Source organism: Streptomyces griseoflavus (assembly GCF_014649995.1).
GTDB lineage: Bacteria > Actinomycetota > Actinomycetes > Streptomycetales > Streptomycetaceae > Streptomyces > Streptomyces griseoflavus.
Genome location: NZ_BMUC01000003.1, coordinates 103,783 through 120,391, shown reverse-complemented (window position 1 = coordinate 120,391; position 16,609 = coordinate 103,783). Strand labels below are relative to the sequence as shown.

At 74.8% G+C, this 16,609-nt stretch carries 15 protein-coding genes and 1 pseudogene; 11 read left to right on the top strand and 5 right to left on the bottom strand.

Annotated features, from left to right (window positions below):
• Positions 1 to 28: 28 nt before the first annotated feature.
• Positions 29 to 1,021 (bottom strand): dihydroxyacetone kinase subunit DhaK, encoded by a 993-nt coding sequence (gene dhaK / locus IE172_RS09195; protein ID WP_190096628.1) that lies wholly within the window; start codon positions 1,019 to 1,021, stop codon positions 29 to 31.
• Positions 1,022 to 1,228: 207 nt separating this feature from the next.
• Positions 1,229 to 1,426, bottom strand: a complete 198-nt coding sequence (locus IE172_RS09190; protein WP_190096627.1) for a twin-arginine translocase TatA/TatE family subunit — start codon at positions 1,424 to 1,426, stop codon at positions 1,229 to 1,231.
• Positions 1,427 to 1,573: 147 nt separating this feature from the next.
• Between IE172_RS09190 and IE172_RS09185 the strand changes: the two genes are divergently transcribed.
• Together IE172_RS09185 and IE172_RS09180 are read left to right on the top strand one after the other, a co-directional pair.
• Positions 1,574 to 1,963 (top strand): BlaI/MecI/CopY family transcriptional regulator, encoded by a 390-nt coding sequence (locus tag IE172_RS09185; RefSeq protein WP_190096626.1) that lies wholly within the window; start codon positions 1,574 to 1,576, stop codon positions 1,961 to 1,963.
• 6 nt (positions 1,964 to 1,969) lie between these two features.
• Complete coding sequence (locus IE172_RS09180) at positions 1,970 to 2,902, top strand: M56 family metallopeptidase (RefSeq protein WP_190096625.1); 933 nt, start codon at positions 1,970 to 1,972, stop codon at positions 2,900 to 2,902.
• Between the two features lie 64 nt (positions 2,903 to 2,966).
• Here the strand turns inward: IE172_RS09180 and IE172_RS09175 are convergent, their stop codons facing one another.
• Positions 2,967 to 3,422, bottom strand: a complete 456-nt coding sequence (locus tag IE172_RS09175; protein WP_190096624.1) for a tellurite resistance TerB family protein — start codon at positions 3,420 to 3,422, stop codon at positions 2,967 to 2,969.
• 106 nt (positions 3,423 to 3,528) lie between these two features.
• Positions 3,529 to 4,482: a sporulation protein gene (locus IE172_RS09170; protein WP_190096623.1), complete on the bottom strand. Its 954-nt coding sequence runs from the start codon at positions 4,480 to 4,482 to the stop codon at positions 3,529 to 3,531.
• 322 nt (positions 4,483 to 4,804) lie between these two features.
• On the opposite strand from IE172_RS09170, the gene IE172_RS09165 reads away from it, so the two are divergent.
• From IE172_RS09165 to IE172_RS09135, 7 genes are all read left to right on the top strand, one after another.
• The gene (locus IE172_RS09165) at positions 4,805 to 5,686 is read left to right on the top strand and encodes a universal stress protein (RefSeq protein ID WP_190096622.1); all 882 of its coding nucleotides are present in this window, start codon (positions 4,805 to 4,807) and stop codon (positions 5,684 to 5,686) included.
• 206 nt (positions 5,687 to 5,892) lie between these two features.
• The gene (locus tag IE172_RS09160; protein ID WP_190096621.1) at positions 5,893 to 6,342 is read left to right on the top strand and encodes a pyridoxamine 5'-phosphate oxidase family protein; all 450 of its coding nucleotides are present in this window, start codon (positions 5,893 to 5,895) and stop codon (positions 6,340 to 6,342) included.
• A gap of 109 nt (positions 6,343 to 6,451) precedes the next feature.
• Positions 6,452 to 7,447: an Acg family FMN-binding oxidoreductase gene (locus tag IE172_RS09155; RefSeq protein ID WP_190096620.1), complete on the top strand. Its 996-nt coding sequence runs from the start codon at positions 6,452 to 6,454 to the stop codon at positions 7,445 to 7,447.
• Between the two features lie 328 nt (positions 7,448 to 7,775).
• Positions 7,776 to 9,113 carry a hemolysin family protein gene (locus tag IE172_RS09150; protein WP_190096619.1) on the top strand — a complete coding sequence of 446 codons (1,338 nt, stop codon included), beginning with the start codon at positions 7,776 to 7,778 and terminating at the stop codon, positions 9,111 to 9,113.
• Positions 9,110 to 10,135: a hemolysin family protein gene (locus IE172_RS09145; protein WP_190096618.1), complete on the top strand. Its 1,026-nt coding sequence runs from the start codon at positions 9,110 to 9,112 to the stop codon at positions 10,133 to 10,135. The genes IE172_RS09150 and IE172_RS09145 overlap by 4 nt, the downstream gene beginning before the upstream one ends.
• Positions 10,136 to 10,352: 217 nt before the next feature.
• On the top strand, positions 10,353 to 11,693 hold the full coding sequence (locus tag IE172_RS09140) for a hemolysin family protein (protein ID WP_190096617.1): 1,341 nt from the start codon (positions 10,353 to 10,355) through the stop codon (positions 11,691 to 11,693).
• Positions 11,690 to 12,709, top strand: coding sequence for a hemolysin family protein (locus IE172_RS09135; protein WP_190096616.1), 1,020 nt, complete (start codon positions 11,690 to 11,692; stop codon positions 12,707 to 12,709). The genes IE172_RS09140 and IE172_RS09135 overlap by 4 nt, the downstream gene beginning before the upstream one ends.
• Positions 12,710 to 12,946: 237 nt before the next feature.
• Here the strand turns inward: IE172_RS09135 and IE172_RS09130 are convergent, their stop codons facing one another.
• Positions 12,947 to 13,333 (bottom strand): hypothetical protein, encoded by a 387-nt coding sequence (locus tag IE172_RS09130; RefSeq protein ID WP_190096615.1) that lies wholly within the window; start codon positions 13,331 to 13,333, stop codon positions 12,947 to 12,949.
• 239 nt (positions 13,334 to 13,572) lie between these two features.
• On the opposite strand from IE172_RS09130, the gene selA reads away from it, so the two are divergent.
• Positions 13,573 to 14,892: an L-seryl-tRNA(Sec) selenium transferase gene (gene selA, locus IE172_RS09125; RefSeq protein WP_190096614.1), complete on the top strand. Its 1,320-nt coding sequence runs from the start codon at positions 13,573 to 13,575 to the stop codon at positions 14,890 to 14,892.
• A 5-nt stretch (positions 14,893 to 14,897) separates the two neighbouring features.
• Positions 14,898 to 16,604: pseudogene (locus IE172_RS09120) on the top strand (GTP-binding protein); the annotation flags it as partial.
• Positions 16,605 to 16,609: the final 5 nt, after the last annotated feature.

The following is a 16,609-nucleotide window of genomic DNA, read 5'->3' as shown; positions in this document are numbered from 1 at the left end:
GTACTCCTGAACCGTCACCCGGCGTCTCTCACATGCCCCAGCGCAGCCCCGGAGTGCGCACGGGGGCGTCCCACAGCCGCAGCAGCTCCTCGTCGATCTGGCACAGGCTGACCGAGGCGCCCGCCATGTCGAGCGAGGTGACGTAGTTGCCGACGAGGACGCGAGCCACGGGGACCCCGCGCTCGCCCAGCACACGCTGCACCTCGGCATTGAAGCCGTACAGCTCCAGCAGCGGGGTGGCGCCCATGCCGTTGACCAGGACCAGCACCGGGTTGCGCGGGGTGATGTCGGCGAGGATCGCGTCGACGGCGGCCCCGGCGATCTCACCGGACGTCATCATCGGCCGCCGCTCCCGGCCCGGCTCGCCGTGGATGCCGATGCCCAGCTCCAGCTCCCCCTCGGGCAGATCGAAGGTCGGCGTGCCCTTGGACGGGGTGGTGCAGGCGCTCAGCGCCACGCCGAAGCTGCGGGAGTTCTCGTTCACCTGCCGGGCGACGGCCTCCACCCGCTCCAGCGGCATGCCCGCCTCGGCCGCCGCGCCCGCGATCTTCTCCACGAACAGCGTCGCGCCGGTGCCCCGGCGCCCGGCCGTGTACAGGCTGTCGGTCACCGCCACGTCGTCGTTGACCAGCACCTTCGCGACCTGGATGCCCTCGTCCTCGGCCAGCTCGGCGGCCATGTCGAAGTTGAGGACGTCACCGGTGTAGTTCTTCACGATGAACAGCACACCGGCGCCGCTGTCCACGGCCGCGGCGGCCCGCACCATCTGGTCGGGCACGGGAGAGGTGAACACCTCGCCCGGACAGGCCGCCGACAGCATCCCGGGACCCACGAACCCGCCGTGCAGGGGCTCGTGCCCGGATCCTCCGCCGGACACCAGGCCCACCTTCCCGGCCACGGGGGCGTCCTTGCGGACGATCACCCGGTTCTCCACGTCCACCGACAGCTCGGGATGCGCCGCGGCCATTCCGCGCAGCGCGTCCGCCACCACGGTCTCCGGTACGTTGATGAGCATCTTCACGGGTATCTCCTAAGAGGGTCGGCCGACGGGCGGGAGATCCTGCTAAGGGCAGTATCGGCCTTGCGGCACCGAAGGTCACCCGGGGCGGCGCCCGCCCCGGGCCGTTCGAGTCGCCGCCGGTGACCTCCTGCCCGCCTCCCGGCCCGCTCATGTCCTCGTCGGAGCGGCTCGCAGCCCCCGCCGTGAAGGAGCGTCACCGCGGTGGGGTCACGGCCTGCCGTCCCGCGGGGGTGTGCCGCCGGGGCGCTCGGCCTCCCCGGGTGCGGGCGTCCGCAGCGCGCGGCTCTCCGCCTTGAGGATGCGCGTCGACTTGCCCGCCGAGCGGATGAGGTCCGGACCCTTCTTGACCGCGAGGACCGCGATGACGACGACGAGGATGACGGCCAGCTCGCTCAGTCCGAACATGGTGTCCTGCTCCTTCTCCGGGGCGGGGGCGTGAATCTACATCACTGTAGATTAGGAGTGGGCCCCTGTGGACCGCGCGGGGAGACCGGGAGGGCGTCTATACGATGTCTGCCCGGTGAACCGGCGGTGGCGGAAGGGAGTCAGGGCGTGGCGGAGGAGCGGCAGCGTTCCCGGCGGCGGGGGCAGGGCGAGCTGGAGGCGATGGTCCTGTCGGCGCTGCGGGAGGCGGACGGCCCGGCGACGGCCGGCTGGGTGCAGGAACGCCTCGGCACGGACCTCGCCTACACGACCGTCGTCACCATCCTGACCCGGCTGCTGGCCAAGGGCGCGGTCACCCGCCGGCGCGCGGGCCGGTCCTTCGCGTGGACACCCGCGTCGGACCAGGCGGGCCTGGCCGCCCACCGGATGCGCAAGATGCTGGACGCCGAGAGCGACCGGCAGGCGGTACTGGCCAGTTTCGTCACCGGCCTCGGTCCGGCCGACGAGCGCCTGCTGCGGGAACTGCTGGAACGGCCGGAGAGCGGCGGGGAAGACTGAGCCGTCATGGGGGTCTTCGTCTTTCTGCCGCTGGTGCTGCCCCTGACCGCATGGCCGATCGCGCGCCTCGCCGAGCACCATCTGCACCCGCGCACCGCGACCCGGCTGCTGACCGGGGTGGCCGCGGTGATGGCGGTGTGCAGCACCGTGTGCCTGGCGCTGGTGATGGTGGTCGGCACCGCCCAGCTGCCCGGCAACCCCCTGCCCGACGGCTGGTCCGACCCCGAGGTGCGTGCCGCCGTCCCGTACGACGAGATCGTCGGCAAGGCCGCGATCCCCGCCCTGTGCGCGGTGGTGGTGGCGTGCGGCCGGACGCTGTGGCGGCACGGCCGGGTGCGCCGCCGTGCCCACCGGGCGCTGGCCGGGCTGCGCGGGACGGAGGTGGCGGTCCTCCCCGACGGGGTGCCCTACGCGTACGCGCTGCCGGGCGGGCGACGGGACCGGGTGGTGGTGACCACCGGGCTGCTGGAGCGGCTCCGGCCGGCCGAACGCCGGGCGCTGTTCGCGCACGAGCGGGCCCATCTCGCGGGCCGGCACCACCGTTACCTCCTCGCGGTCCAGCTGGCCGCGCGGGCCAATCCGTTCCTGCGGCCGCTGCGGACCGCGGTGGCCTACACGGCCGAACGGTGGGCGGACGAGGACGCCGCGCAGCGGGTCGGCAGCCGCCGGGCCGTCGCGCAGGCGATCGGCAGGGCGGCCCTGGTGTCGCGGGGCACTCCGGTGTCCACCCTGGCGGGCCTGGCCGCGGCCGGCCCGGTTCCGCGCCGGGTGGCGGCCCTGCTCGGGCCCGCCCCGGCCGTGCGGCGCTGGCCGTCGCTGTTCACCGTGGTGGGGCTGGCGGCGTGGGGCGCCGCCGCGGGAGCCGTCATGTCCGCGATGTCGTCGGCGAACTCCGCCGTGACGATGGCGCTCATCCTGTACGCGGCCACGCCCCTGTGACCCGGACGGCGGGGGCGTGCGGGCGCGGCGGGCCGGGGCCGGCCCGCCGCGTGGTCCGCTCCGCTCAGAGGTCGAACTCGTGCGGCGGCAGGTCGAGGGCGTAGCACGCCTCGCGGACCACGGCCCGCTCGTCCTGGTCGAAGTCGCCGTCGGCGCCGCCGATGACGATGCCGATCTGGATGACGGCCCGCGCCTCGGCGGGCTTCTTCTTCGCCTTGGCGATCTCCTGCAGGACACTCACCTTGCCGAAGGCGAAGTCGGCGGTGAGCTTGCCGAGGTTGTCCTCGAAGCGGCGGCGCAGGTCGTCGGCGGGGAAGTTCTGCAGCACCTCGTTGGTGGCGATGAGCTGGGCCACGCGCTGCCGCTCGGACGGGTCCACCGTGCCGTCGGCGGCCGCCACCAGGGCGCACATCGCCATGCTCGCGTCGCGGAAGGCGCCGCTCTTGAGGTCGTTCTTCCTAGCCGTCAGCTGGGTCTGCATCTGGGACGCAGAATCCTTGAGGCGGTCCCACAGGGCCATGAGGACTCCGTACGTGTCGGGGGTGCCCGGAGCATGCGGCTCCGGGCACGGCTTACTTCTACATTAGTGTAGAAGTAAGCGCCCCGGGGACCTCCGGCCGCCGCCGTCAGTCCTCCTCGTCGCCCTCGAAGAAGTCCCCGACCTCGTCGACGACCTCGGCCGCGACCATGCCGCCGACGACACCGACGGCCAGTCCGGCGGCGCCCGCCGCGACGACCGTCCCCATGCCGGGACCGGAACGGTGGTGGTCGCCGTGGCCGTGGTCGCCGTGGTGTCCGGCGTGCTCGCCGTACCCGCCCCGCTCGACCAGCCGGCGCACCCAGCCGTCGACCTCGCTGTTCCAGTTGCGGGAGTCGTGGTGGCCGACGGTGAACCGGGTGAGCGCGTCGTGGCCGCCGGAGAACAGGCCGCCGCGCTTGTCGGCCTCCAGGACGACCTCCATGCCGCCGGGGTGCGCGAGGAACGTCACCTCGATCTCGTTCAGCCGGTGCGCGTACTCGGGCGACGGGGTGATCTCGATCTCCTGGTAGAAGGGCAGCTGCTGCCCCGTCCCGCCGATGTGCCCGTACTCCAGGTCCGCCGACCGGAAGCCGAAGCCCAGCCGGCCGAACGCGTCCAGGATCTCCTCCTGCACGGGCAGCGCGCCGACGGTCAGCGGGTCGAGGTCGCCCTTGTCCCGGGCGCCCGCCACCGACAGTTCGGTGCGTACGCCGAGCACGATGCCGAGCGGCTGCCCGTACAGCTCGGTGATCGGTGTCTCCCACGGCAGCGTCACGCCGAACGGCACGTCGCGTTCCTCGTCCTCGCCGAGCCGGAAACCACCACCGACGGTGAAACGGCCGAAGGCGACGACGCCCTCGCTCTCGCCCTCCTCGTGCTCGGCCTCCACCCGTGCCACCAGTTCCAGCGTGATGTGCTCGATGTCGAAGGCGGCGCCGCCGCCCTTGAGGTGGACCCGGCCGGTCAGTTCCCCGCCGGGCCGGACGGGGCCCGGGGTGAGGACCGTGTCGACGGTGGGGCCGCCCACGCCGAGTGAGCCGAGCAGTCGTTTGAACACCATGAGGGCGTCCGCTCCTTAAACGTACGTGTGTTCCATGAGGACGGTGCCGCCCGCCCGGGAGGCGTGCGGCATTCGTTCTACAAACGCGTAGAAGCATAGGCGGTCCGGCCGCACCCTGTCCCCGTACGCCGCCTCAAGTCACCCCCGCGGAGCGCGGGTTGGGCTCGCACACGCGTACGCCTCAGGGCCGTCCGTACCGCCGGAGGGCCGCCCGAATGGGGTCTGACGGCCCCAGGCGACGACCCTGTGGGCCCTGGGCCGGCGACGCCGCCGCGGAGATGCTGGAAGCGGGGAAGAAGATCTCGTCCCGGAGGTGCGTGTCATGCTGCCGCCCGTTGTCGTCGGAGTCGATGGTTCGTCCGAGAGCCTGGCCGCCACCGCGTGGGCGGCGCGCGAGGCCACCCGTCGTGGCCGGTCCCTCCACCTGCTCCACGTGCGCGAGGGAACCCCGCGCGGTGAGGCACTGATCGCGGGCGCGGCCCGCCGGACCCTGGCCCAGCGGGTGCTGCGGCAGGCCGAGGAGCACGCCCTCGCCGCGAGCCCCGGAGTGCGCCTGCGCGACGGCCAGGTCGAGGGACCGGCCGTCGACGCCCTGGTGAAGGCGGCCGGGGACGCCGACCCGCTGGTGCTCGGCTCCCGCGGGCTGGGCCGGATCACCGGATTCCTCATGGGCTCGGTCGCCCTCGGTGTGGTGGCCAAGGCCACGCATCCCGTCGTTCTCGTACGGGCGGACACCGGGACACCGCCGGGCCCCGACGGGGAGACCGGCGCCGGACGGCGCGACGTCCTCCTCGGCCTCGACGTCACCGAACCGAGCGACGAGGTGATCGGGTTCGCCTTCGAGTCGGCCCGTTCGCGCCGGGCGCGGCTGCGGGTGCTGCACGCCTGGCGCGCCCCCGACCCGCTCACCCTGGGCCCCGGCGAGGTCGGCCTGGCCGGCGACCCCCAGCGGGCGGAGGAGTGGCTGGGCTTTGTCTCCGCGGTGCTCCGCGTCTGGCGCGACAAGTACCCCGACGTCGACGTCCTGGAGACGGTGGTGCGGGGCAAGCCGGCGGACGCCCTGCTGCGGGCGGCGTCCACCGCGGAGCTGCTGGTCGTCGGCCACCGGCAAGCCGGCCGGCCGAGGACACCGCGTACCGGCCCGGTCACCCACGCCCTGCTCCAGCAGGCAGGCTGCCCGGTGGCCGTCGTACCGCACCTGTGAACGGCACGCGGCGCGGTGAGCACGCCGGAGTCCGCCGCGAACCGGACGCGACCACCCCTTCGCCGGCCCTCGAGCCGCCCGGCGGACGCGGTCCCGGGGCCGTTCGCCGCCGGGAGCGGGACCGCCGGTCCTCGCATCCGGGGCCGGCCCGCCGCAGGACCGAGGCACGCAGCACCGCTGCACGGAGACGAACGGACGGACTGGCGATGTACCCCCAAGACGGTTTCCGCGAACTCGGGCGCACGGAGGCCCTGCGGCTGATGGCCACCGTGCCCGTCGGCCGCATCGTCTACACGCGCCGGGCCATGCCGGCCGTGCTGCCGGTCACCTTCGTCCTCGACCACGACGGTGCCGTGCTGCTGCGCACCGCCGCGGGCTCCGCGCTGGCCCGTGCGGTCGACCGCGCGGTGGTCGCCTTCGAGGCCGACGACGTCGACGCGGCCCGGCAGGCCGGCTGGAGCGTGGTCGTCACCGGCTCCGCCGCCGTGGTCACCGACCCCGGCGAACGCGAGCGGCTGTTCCGCGACGGGCCGGTTGCCTGGGTGCCCGCACGGCACGAGGTCTTCGTCCGGATCGAGCCCGACATCGTCACCGGCCGCGAACTCGTCGGCGGACGCTCCCTGTACGGCGTGGACCTGGCGACGGTGGAGGGCTGACAGCGGCCCGGCGGGCCGTACACCGGTCCCGGACGTCCCGGGTTCCGGCAGACGGACGGGGGAACCCGGCGGAGTACCGGCGCCGGTACCGTGGTGTGAGGAGGACAGCATGGCTTCGCGACCGCTCGACGACAGGACGGTCACCACGCTGGTCGCCGCGGCGACCGCGGCACCGTCCATGCACAACGCCCAGCCGTGGCGCTTCCACTACCGCGCCGCGGACCACCTCCTGCTGCTGCGCGCCGATCCCGAACGGGCCATGCCCCACTCCGACCCCGACGGCCGGGCGCTGCACATCGGCTGCGGCGCCGCCCTGTTCAACCTGCGGGTCGCCACCGCTCACGCGGACCTCGTCGCGGACACCGACCTGCTGCCCGACCCCGCGGACCCCCTGCTGCTCGCCGCCGTCCGGCTGTCCGCCCCGCTCCCGCACCGCCCCGCGGACGCGGAGCTGAGCCGGCTGTACCCGGCGATCCGGCAGCGGCACACCAGCCGTCACCCCTTCGCCGACAGCGACCTCCCGGACGAGGTACGGGCGGCCCTGGAGAACGCCGCGGCCCTGGAGGGGGCCACGCTGCTCTTCCCCGGTGCCTGGCACGCCGAGACGGTGCTCGACCTGGTCCACGACGCGGAGAGCCGGGACCTCGCCGACCCCGGCGCCAACGAGGACGTGCTGCGCTGGACCCGGCTGGGCGCGGAGGCGGACACCGCCGTCGACGGCGTCCCCGAGTACGCTTTCGGGCCGCGCAAGCAGGACGGCCGGGCCCCCGTCCGTGACTTCGCGGGCCGCCGCACGGTCGCCGACCGCGGCACCACCACGTTCGAGAACACCCCGCGGCTGGCCCTGCTCAGCACGCGCGGCGAGGGCCCCGCCGACTGGCTGCGGGCCGGACAGGCACTGGAACGCGTCCTGCTGGAGGCCACCCTGGCCGACCTGGCGACGTCCCTCACCTCGCACGCCCTGGAGGACCGGGCGCTGCGCCCGCTGGTCCGCGACCCGGCGTCGGGCACCGGGCAGGTGCACATGGTGCTGCGCCTCGGCTACGGCCCCCGGGGCCCGGCGACCCCGCGCCGCCCCGTGAAGGACGTGCTGCAGATCACCTGAGGCGTCCCCGGCCGGGCCACGCCGGGGGACCGCCCGGCCCACCGGCCCCCGCGGGAGCCCGTCACCGGGGCCTGTCTCCCCGATGACCGCCCCAGGAGTGGCCGTCCCGACGGCGGTGGCCCCGGTGCCGCGCGGGCGTGGCGCCCGAATCAGTGACTTTGCGGCTCCTTTACAGTTGGTGTGGAAACAGGCCATCCTGCTTCCACACCATTCCTCCCACGCGTCCGAGAAGGAGCGACGGTCTCCCGATGGGTGATCCTCCCAGTAGCAGCCGTGCCACCACCGCCCGTCCGTGCCATACGGCCAGCAGGGGAGCGGGGGTGGCACGGTGACCGAGGTCCTGCTGCTCCTGCTCGCACTGCTGCTGACCCTGGCCTGCGCGGTCTTCGTCGCCGCGGAGTTCTCCCTCACCACCGTCGAGCGCGGTGAACTGGAGCGCGCCGCCGAAGCCGGCGAGCGCGGAGCCGAGGGCGCGCTGCGCGCGGTACGGCGCCTGACACTCCAGCTGTCCGGCGCCCAGCTCGGCATCACGGTCACCTCCCTGGTGATCGGCATGCTCGCCGAACCCTCCCTCGCCGCCCTGCTGCGCGGACCCCTGCGCTCCCTCGGCCTGGGCGGCGCCGCCCCGACCGTGGCGACCCTGCTGGGGGTGGCGCTGTCCACCGTGGTGCTGATGGTGATCGGCGAGCTGGTCCCGAAGAACTGGGCGATCTCCCGTCCCGCCGCGGTCGCGAAGGTCGTCGCCGGGCCCCAGCGCGCGTTCACCGCCGCCTTCGGCCCGTTCATCGGCCACCTCAACAGCACCGCCAACCGCTTCGTGCGCCGCGTCGGTCTGGAGCCCGCCGAGGAACTGGCCTCCGCGCGCACCGCCGAGGAACTGGGCGCGCTCGCCCGGCGCTCGGCCGCCGAGGGCGCCCTGGAGGCGGACTCCGCGGAGCTCTTCGTCCGCACCCTGCACCTGAGCGAGCTGACGGCCGAGAACGTGATGACCCCCCGGGTCGACGTCAAGGCCCTCGAAGTGCACGCCACGGCGGCCGACGCCGCCGCCCTCAGCCACGCCACCGGCCTGTCCCGCTTCCCCGTCTACCGCGACAGCCTCGACGAGGTGGTCGGCACCGTCCACATCCGCGACGTGCTCGCCCTGGAGCCCGAGCGGCGGGCCGGCACCCCGGTCACCGAGCTGACCGCCCCGCCGCTGCTGGTGCCCGACAGCCTCCCCGCCGACCGGCTGCTGGAACGGATGCGCGCGCACCGCACCATGGCCGTCGTCATCGACGAGTACGGCGGCACGGCGGGCGTGGCCACCGTGGAGGACATCGTCGAGGAGGTCGTCGGCGAGGTCCGCGACGAACACGACCCCTTCGAGATGCCCGACCTGGCACCCGCCCCGGACACCGACGACGGACGCTCCGTGTGGGAGGCCGACGGCAGCGTCCGCCTCGACCGGCTCGCCGGCATCGGGCTCACCGCGCCGGACGGTCCGTACGAGACCGTCGCCGGACTGATCGCCACCCACCTGGCCCGCATCCCCGTCAAGGGCGACGTGGTGGAACTGGACGGCTGGCGGCTGGACGTGCTGGACGTCGAGCACCACCGCGCCGACCGCATACGCGTCACCGAGCCGGCCCCCGCCCCGCTCGCCCAGGCCCTGGAAGGCGCCCGATGACCGCCCTGCAGCTCGCCATCGGCGCCCTGACCCTGCTGACCAACGCCTTCTTCGTCGGCGCGGAGTTCGCCCTGATCTCGGTGCGCCGCAGCCAGATCGAACCGCGCGCCCAGGCGGGTGAGAAGCGCGCGCGGATGACACTGTGGGCGCTGGAGCACCTGTCCGCGATGATGGCCACCGCCCAGCTCGGCATCACCGCCTCCTCCCTGGTGCTCGGCGCGGTCGCCGAACCCGCCATCGCGCACCTGATGGAGCCCGGTTTCGAGGCGGTGAACATCCCGGACGCCCTGGTGCACCCGATCGCGTTCGTCATCGCCCTGGCCCTCGCCACCTATCTGCACATGCTGATCGGCGAGATGGTGCCGAAGAACATCGCCCTCGCCGCTCCGGTGCCCAGCGCCCTGCTGCTGGGCCCGCCGCTGGCCGCCCTCACCCGGGCGCTGCGGCCGTTCGTGTTCGGCATCAACGCCTTCGCCAACGTCCTGCTGCGGCTGCTGCGCGTCGAACCGAAGGACGAGGTCGAGTCGGTCTTCACCGACGACCAGCTCGCCCGGATGGTCGTCGACTCCAGCGAGGCCGGCCTGCTCGGCCCCGCCGACGGGCAGCGGCTGCGCGACGCCCTGGAGCTGGGCACCCGCCCGGTCGGCGAGATCCTGGTCCCGGTGCAGCGGATGCGCACCACCGACCACACCGTCACCCCGGCCCGGCTGGAACGGCTCGCGGCCGAGGCGGGTCTGTCCCGCTTCCCGGTGACCGGCCCCGACGGCGCCCTCCTCGGCTATCTGCACGTCAAGGACACCCTCGGCGTCACCGACCGCGACCGGCCCTTCCCGCGCGCCGCGCTGCACAGGATCACCCGGGTCCGCATCGACACCCCGCTCGACGACACGCTCACCGCCCTGCGGGCCGACGACTGCCACCTCGCGGCCGTCGTCGGGGAGAGTGGCACCGTCATCGGGTTCGTGACCATGGAGGACGTCCTGTCCGAACTGGTCGGACCCGCGGCCCCCGCCACCGCCTGACCCGCCCGTCCGGGATCAGGACACCGGCCTGCCCGGCCGGGATCGAGACACCGGCCCGCCCGGCCGGGAACAACACACCGGCCGGGCACGTTGGCTCATTGCACACCCACAGAAGGAGCACGTCCTTGTCCGCCAGACCGACGGACCCCCCGGGGCACAGTCCCCGACCATCCCGCCAGGCACCACCTGAGCACGGCACACGGCTGGATGGTGTTCGATGAGTGCCGCGAACGCCCTCCTCGGCGTACTGGCCGTGTTCGTCCTGACCGCGGGCACCGGCTACTTCGTCGCCCAGGAGTTCGCCTACGTCTCCGCCGACCGCCTCGCCCTGGCCCGCGAGGCGGAGACCGGTGACCGCAAGGCCGCCCGCGCCCTGAAGGTGCTGGAGCGGCTGTCGTTCATGCTGTCGGGCGCCCAGCTCGGCATCACCGTCACCGGCCTGGTGGTCGGCTTCATCGCCGAGCCCTCGGTGTCCGCGCTGCTCAGGCCGGTGCTGTCGGGCGCCGGCATCCCCGACGCCGCCGTGAGCGGCATCGCGATCGTGCTCGCCTTCGTGCTGGCCACGGTCGTGCAGATGGTGCTGGGCGAACTGGCCCCGAAGAACCTCGCCATCGCCGTGCCGGAGCGGCTGGCCAAGTCGCTGGCCGGCTCCACGCTCGCCTACCTGAAGGTCGTCGGCCCCCTCGTGCACGTCTTCGACAGCACGGCGAACAAGCTGCTGCGCCGGGTCGGCATCGAACCGGTCGAGGAACTGCACCACGGCGCCACCCTGGAGGAGCTCGGCCATCTGATCGGCGAGTCACACGAGCAGGGGGCCCTGCCCGAGGACACCGCCGCCCTGCTCGACCACGCCCTGGAGTTCTCCGACCGCACATTGAACGAGGTGATGGTGCCCCGCGTGGACGCCGTCTTCGTCCGCGAGGACGCCACCGCCGCCGAGGCGGTCGACCTGATCGCCAAGCACGGCCACTCCAACTACCCCGTGCTCGGCGACCACCCCGACGACATCGGCGGCGTCCTCGGCGTGGCCGAGCTGATGCGCCTGCCCGCGGGCCGCCTCGCCGCCACCACGGCGGGCTCGGTCGCCCGGCGGCCGCTGCTGCTGCCGGACACCCTGCCGCTGCCCGACGCCGTGACCCAGATGCGCGAGCGCGACGACGAGTTCGCGGTCGTCCTCGACGAGCACGGCGGCGTCGCCGGCATCGTCACCTACGAGGACATCGCCGAGGAACTCGTCGGTGACATCGCGGACGAGTCCGACACGGTCACCGAGGTCGCCGTCGCCGTTGGCGACGGCTGGCTGGTGGACGCCGGGCGCCGGCTCGACGAGGTGGCAGAGGTCACCGGCATCGAGCTGCCCGAGGAGGACGACTACGACACCGTGGCCGGCCTGATCGTCGACCGGCTCGGCCGCTTCCCGGCCATCGGGGACCGGCTCACCGTCGAGCTGTCCGACGGCGCGAGCGCCGTCATCGACGTACGCACCCTCGACCGGCACGTGCCCGAACGCGTGCGGATCGAGCGGCGGGGACCGGCGGAGACGGAGGAGCAGGCATGAGTTTCCCGATGGCGCTCTTCGTCACCGTGCTGCTGCTGATCGGCAGCGGATTCTTCGTGGCCGCCGAGTTCGCGCTGGTCGCCGCCAAGCGGCACCGCATGGAGAAGGCGGCGGCCGAGGGCCGCGGCGGAGCCAAGGCGGCCCTGGCCGGCATGCGCGAGCTGTCCCTGATGCTGGCCGGCGCCCAGCTCGGCATCACCGTGTGCACGCTGGGCCTGGGCTCGGTGTCCAAGCCCGCGATCTCGCACGAGCTCGACCCGCTGCTGCACGAGCTGGGCCTGCCCAGCGCGGTCAGCTACGGGGTGGCGTTCGCCGTGGCCATGATCGTCGTGGTGTTCCTGCACATGGTGGTCGGCGAGATGGCCCCCAAGTCGTGGGCCATCGCCCACCCCGAGCGCTCGGCGATGCTGCTCTCCCCGCCGTTCCGTGCCGTGGTGAAGGTCGTTCGGCCGCTGATCCGGGTGCTGAACGCGGTGAGCAACGCCCTCGTGCGGCTGTGCCGGGTCACCCCGCGCGACGAGCTGGCCTCGGTGCACAACCGGGAGCAGCTCACCCACCTGGTCGCGGAGTCCGAACGGCTCGGTCTGATCAGCGAGACGGACTCGGACCTGCTGACCCGCTCGCTGACCGAAGTCGACACCCCGGTACGTGAGCTGAGGGTGCCGGCCGCCGACATCGTCTGGGTGGACGGCGGCGCCGGCCTCGACGAGATCCTGCGCGTGGCGGCGTCCCGCAACCGCACCCGGCTGCTGGTCCGCGAGCACGACACCGTCCTCGGCTCGGTGCACGCCCGCGACGCGGTGGTCGCCCGCGCGCAGGGCCGGGTCACCAGCGCCCGCGCGCTGGCCCGCCCGGTCCCCGGCCTGACCGAGGAGGCGACGGTCGCCGAGGCGATCGACCTGCTGCGCCGCCGCCGCTCCTCGCTCGCCGTCGTCCGCGACGCCTCCGGCGCCCTGACCGGCCTGGTGACCCTGGACGACCTGCTGGCCCGCTTCCTGCAGCCCCAGGCGGCATAGGGGCCGCCGGCCTGCCGCGGTCGCGGTGTGCGGAGCCCCGGCTTCGCCCCGCGACGCACGGCACCCGGCCGCACCGCGTCGTCGATCGCGCCCCGCCCGGCCCCGGCCGGGCGGGGCGCCCTCGCGTGCGGACCGCTTCCCGCCCCGTAGCCGTACCGCGCAGGGTGACGGGGAGGGCTCCCCTTCGGCACATGCCCGCGAGGGCGGGGGAGCGGTGTCGCGGGCCGCCGGACCGGGTCACCCGTTCAGCCGACGGCGGCGTTCGTTGTGCCAGGCGATGGCCCGCCGGATGTCGGGCTCGTCGAGGCCGGTACGGCGGGCGAGCCGGTCCATGGAGAGCTCCGCCGGACCGGACGTCATCACCCGGCTGATCTTGGCGGCCCAGAGTTCCTCGACCACGAAAGGACGGCACCCGTACAGCTCACGCAGCACGTCGAGGTGGGCCCCGCAGCAGGCGGTGACGAGGCGCAGACCGTCGTGCCACTCGTCGGTGGGGTGGGCGGCGGAGGAGTCCGCGACGTGTCCGCGCACCGCCTCGCCCTCGGGGAACGTCCTCGCGCACAGGTCGCACAGTTCCGGTACGACGGTCTCCGGACGCCGTGCGTGCCTTCTGCGCTTCCACATCGGAGCTCCCGTGGGCCGGATGCGGCCAGCGTACTGCGGCCACGGCCCGCGCACCCGGCGGACGTTCCGCGCGCGGCCCCCTCCCGCACCGGACCCGCGCCGTCCCTCCGCCCGGCACCACGCCGGCCGTCCGCGAGGCACCTCCCCTGCGGTCCGGCGTGTCGGGTCCCGGGCCCGGGGCACTGGTGGACCATGAAGGTCCGGCCGTCCGGCCACCGGGCCCGAACGAGAGGACGCGGGTGGATCCCACGGGTACAGGCGCAGACGCGGACGTACGGCGGCTCGTCCCCCGTACCGACGCCGTGCTGCGCGATCCGCGCCTGCTCCGGGCCGCACACCGGCTGGGGACCGCCCGGGTGAAGTCGGCCGTCCACCGGGCCCAACAGCGGGCGCGCGAGGGCGCCCTGCCGCCGGACGCGGTCGCCGACACGGCCCTCTCGCTGCTGCCGGGATCGGCCGGCGGCCTGCGGCCGGTGATCAACGCCACCGGCGTTCTCCTGCACACCAACCTGGGCCGGGCCCCGCTCTCGGCGGCGGCCCGGCAGGCCGTGCGGGAGGCCTCCGGGCCCACCGACGTCGAACTCGACCTGAGCACCGGCGTGCGCGCCCGCCGGGGCCGTACGGCGCTTGCCGCCCTGCGCGCCGCCGTACCGGACGCCGGGGCCGCGCACGTCGTCAACAACGGTGCCGCCGCCCTGGTGCTGGCCGCCACCGCGCTCGCCGCCGGACGGGAGATCGTCGTCAGCCGCGGGGAGATGGTGGAGATCGGCGACGGTTTCCGCCTGCCCGACCTGCTGGTCTCCACGGGCGCCCGACTGCGCGAGGTGGGCACCACCAACCGCACCACCGCCGCCGACTACGCCGGTGCGGTCGGCCCGGAGACCGCCTTCGTGCTCAAGGTGCACCCCTCCAACTTCCGCATCACCGGATTCACCCGGGCCGCGGACGTCGGCGAACTCACCGCGCTGGGCGTCCCGGTCGTCGTCGACATCGGGTCCGGCCTGCTCGCCCCGCACCCCCTGCTGCCCGAAGAACCCGACGCCCGGTCCCAGTTGAAGGCCGGCGCGGCGCTCGTCACGGCGAGCGGCGACAAACTGCTGGGCGGACCGCAGTGCGGACTGCTCCTCGGACACGAGGAGTTGATCGGCGCCCTGGCCCGGCACCCGCTGGCCCGCGCCCTGCGCGTGGACAAGCTCACCCTGGCCGCCCTGGAGGCCACCCTGACCGGCCCCGGAACCCCGACCGGCCAGGCGCTCGACGCCGCCGTCGAAGGACTGACGGAGCGTGCCGAGCGGCTCGCCGCCCTGCTGGCCGCCGACGGCATCGACGTACGGGCCGTGAGCAGCGAGGCGACCGTGGGAGGCGGCGGAGCGCCCGGGGTGACCCTGCCCAGCGCGGCCCTGTCGCTGCCCGAGCACTACGCCGCGGCCCTGCGCACCGGAGCGGAACCCGTCGTCGGGCGCCTGGAGGCCGGGCGGTGCCTGCTCGACCTGCGGGCGGTGCCGGCGGCGGACGACGAGCGGCTCGCCGGGGCCGTCCGGGCCGTCGGGAGGAGGTGACGGGCATGCGGGTGCTGGCCACCGCCGGGCACGTCGACCACGGGAAGTCCGCCCTCGCCCGGGCGCTGACCGGAAGGGAACCCGACCGGTTCGAGGAGGAGCGGCGCCGGGGCCTGACCCTGGACCTGGGCTTCGTGTGGACCCGCCTCGACCCGCCCGACGGAGAGGACCTGGCCCTCGTCGACGTACCGGGCCACGAGCGCTTCGTCGCCACCATGCTGGCCGGCGTGGGGCCCGTACCGGCGGTGCTGTTCGTGGTGGCCGCGGACCAGGGCTGGCAGGAACAGTCGCAGGAACACCTGGAGATCCTCGACGCGCTCGGGGTGCGCCACGCCGTGCTCGCCGTGACCCGCAGCGACCTGGCCGATCCCGGACCGGTGCGCGCGGACGCCCTGGAGCGCATCGCCGCCACCACCCTCGGCGCCGTGCCCTCCGTCGCCGTGAGCGCGGTCACGGGCGGGGGACTGGACCGGCTGCGCAAGGAACTGGCCGCGCTGGTCCGCGCGTTGCCCGCCCCTCCGGCCGACGCGGACGTACGGCTGTGGCTCGACCGGGCGTTCACCATGCGCGGTCACGGGACGGTCGTCACCGGCACCCTGGGCGCCGGCACCCTGCGGACCGGCGACCGGCTGGTGACCGGGGACGGCGGGAGCGTGCTGCGGGTGCGCGGGCTGCAGTGCCTGGGCGAGGACCGTACCGCCGTCGCCGGGGTGGCACGGGTGGCCGTCAACGTCCACGGCGCGTCCGACGCCGTACTCGGCCGGGGGCAGGTGCTGCTGACGCCGGACCGCTGGCTGCTCACCGCTCTGTTCGACGTCCGGGTCACCGGAACACCCGTGCGGGACCTTCCCCGGCAGTCCACCCTGCACCTCGGCACCGCCGCGGTGCCGGTCACCCTGCGGCCGCTCGGCACGGACACGGCCCGGCTGACGGCGGCCCGCCCGCTGCCCCTGCGCATCGGCGACCGGGCGGTGCTGCGCGAGCCCGGCGGGCGGCGGCGCGCCCCGTGCCGGGTGACCGTACTGGACGTCCGGCCCCCTGAACTGACCCGGCGCGGGGCGGCCCGCGCGCGGGCCGCCGAACTGGCGGACCTGACCGGCGCCCCCGACGGCGCGGCGGAACTGCGCCGGCGCCGCCTGGTGCGCCGCACCGAGCTGGAGGCCATGGGCGCGACCGCCCCCGCGCCGCCCGTCGCCGGGGACTGGCTGGCCGACCCCGGGCACTGGGCGGCGCTGCGGGACCGCCTGGGCGCCGAGGTGGAACGGCACGCCGCGCACCACCCGCTGGACCCGGGACTGCCCACCGAGGCGGCCCGCCGGCTGCTGGAACTGCCGGACCGGGCCCTCGTCGACGCCCTCGCCGGCACCCCGGGCACGGTGCCGCTGCGCCGCGACCACGGACGGCTGCACGGCCCGGGGCAGCGGGGGCCCTCCCTCCCCCCACGCGTCCGGGCCGCCGTGGACGCCCTGCGGGCGGAGCTGGAGGTGTCGCCCTTCCGGGCCCCGGAGGCCGGACGGCTGGCCGAACTGGGCCTCGGACGCAGGGAACTGGCCGCCGCGGTCACGGCGGGCGCGCTGCTGCGGGTCGCCGACGGCATCGTCCTGCTGCCCGGAGCCGGCACCCGCGCCGCCGCCGTCCTGCGCGGCCTGCCGCAGCCCTTCACACCGAGCGAGGCCCGCGAGGCCCTGGACACCACCCGCAGGGTGGCCGTGCCGCT

Coding starts and splice junctions, on each gene's coding strand:
- IE172_RS09190 (WP_190096627.1), bottom strand. CDS start 1,426: ATGTTCGGACTGAGCGAGCTGGCCGTCATCCTCGTCGTCGTCATCGCG.
- IE172_RS09180 (WP_190096625.1), top strand. CDS start 1,970: ATGGGGGTCTTCGTCTTTCTGCCGCTGGTGCTGCCCCTGACCGCATGG.
- IE172_RS09175 (WP_190096624.1), bottom strand. CDS start 3,422: ATGGCCCTGTGGGACCGCCTCAAGGATTCTGCGTCCCAGATGCAGACC.
- IE172_RS09170 (WP_190096623.1), bottom strand. CDS start 4,482: ATGGTGTTCAAACGACTGCTCGGCTCACTCGGCGTGGGCGGCCCCACC.
- IE172_RS09165 (WP_190096622.1), top strand. CDS start 4,805: ATGCTGCCGCCCGTTGTCGTCGGAGTCGATGGTTCGTCCGAGAGCCTG.
- IE172_RS09160 (WP_190096621.1), top strand. CDS start 5,893: ATGTACCCCCAAGACGGTTTCCGCGAACTCGGGCGCACGGAGGCCCTG.
- IE172_RS09155 (WP_190096620.1), top strand. CDS start 6,452: ATGGCTTCGCGACCGCTCGACGACAGGACGGTCACCACGCTGGTCGCC.
- IE172_RS09145 (WP_190096618.1), top strand. CDS start 9,110: ATGACCGCCCTGCAGCTCGCCATCGGCGCCCTGACCCTGCTGACCAAC.
- IE172_RS09140 (WP_190096617.1), top strand. CDS start 10,353: ATGAGTGCCGCGAACGCCCTCCTCGGCGTACTGGCCGTGTTCGTCCTG.
- IE172_RS09135 (WP_190096616.1), top strand. CDS start 11,690: ATGAGTTTCCCGATGGCGCTCTTCGTCACCGTGCTGCTGCTGATCGGC.
- IE172_RS09130 (WP_190096615.1), bottom strand. CDS start 13,333: ATGTGGAAGCGCAGAAGGCACGCACGGCGTCCGGAGACCGTCGTACCG.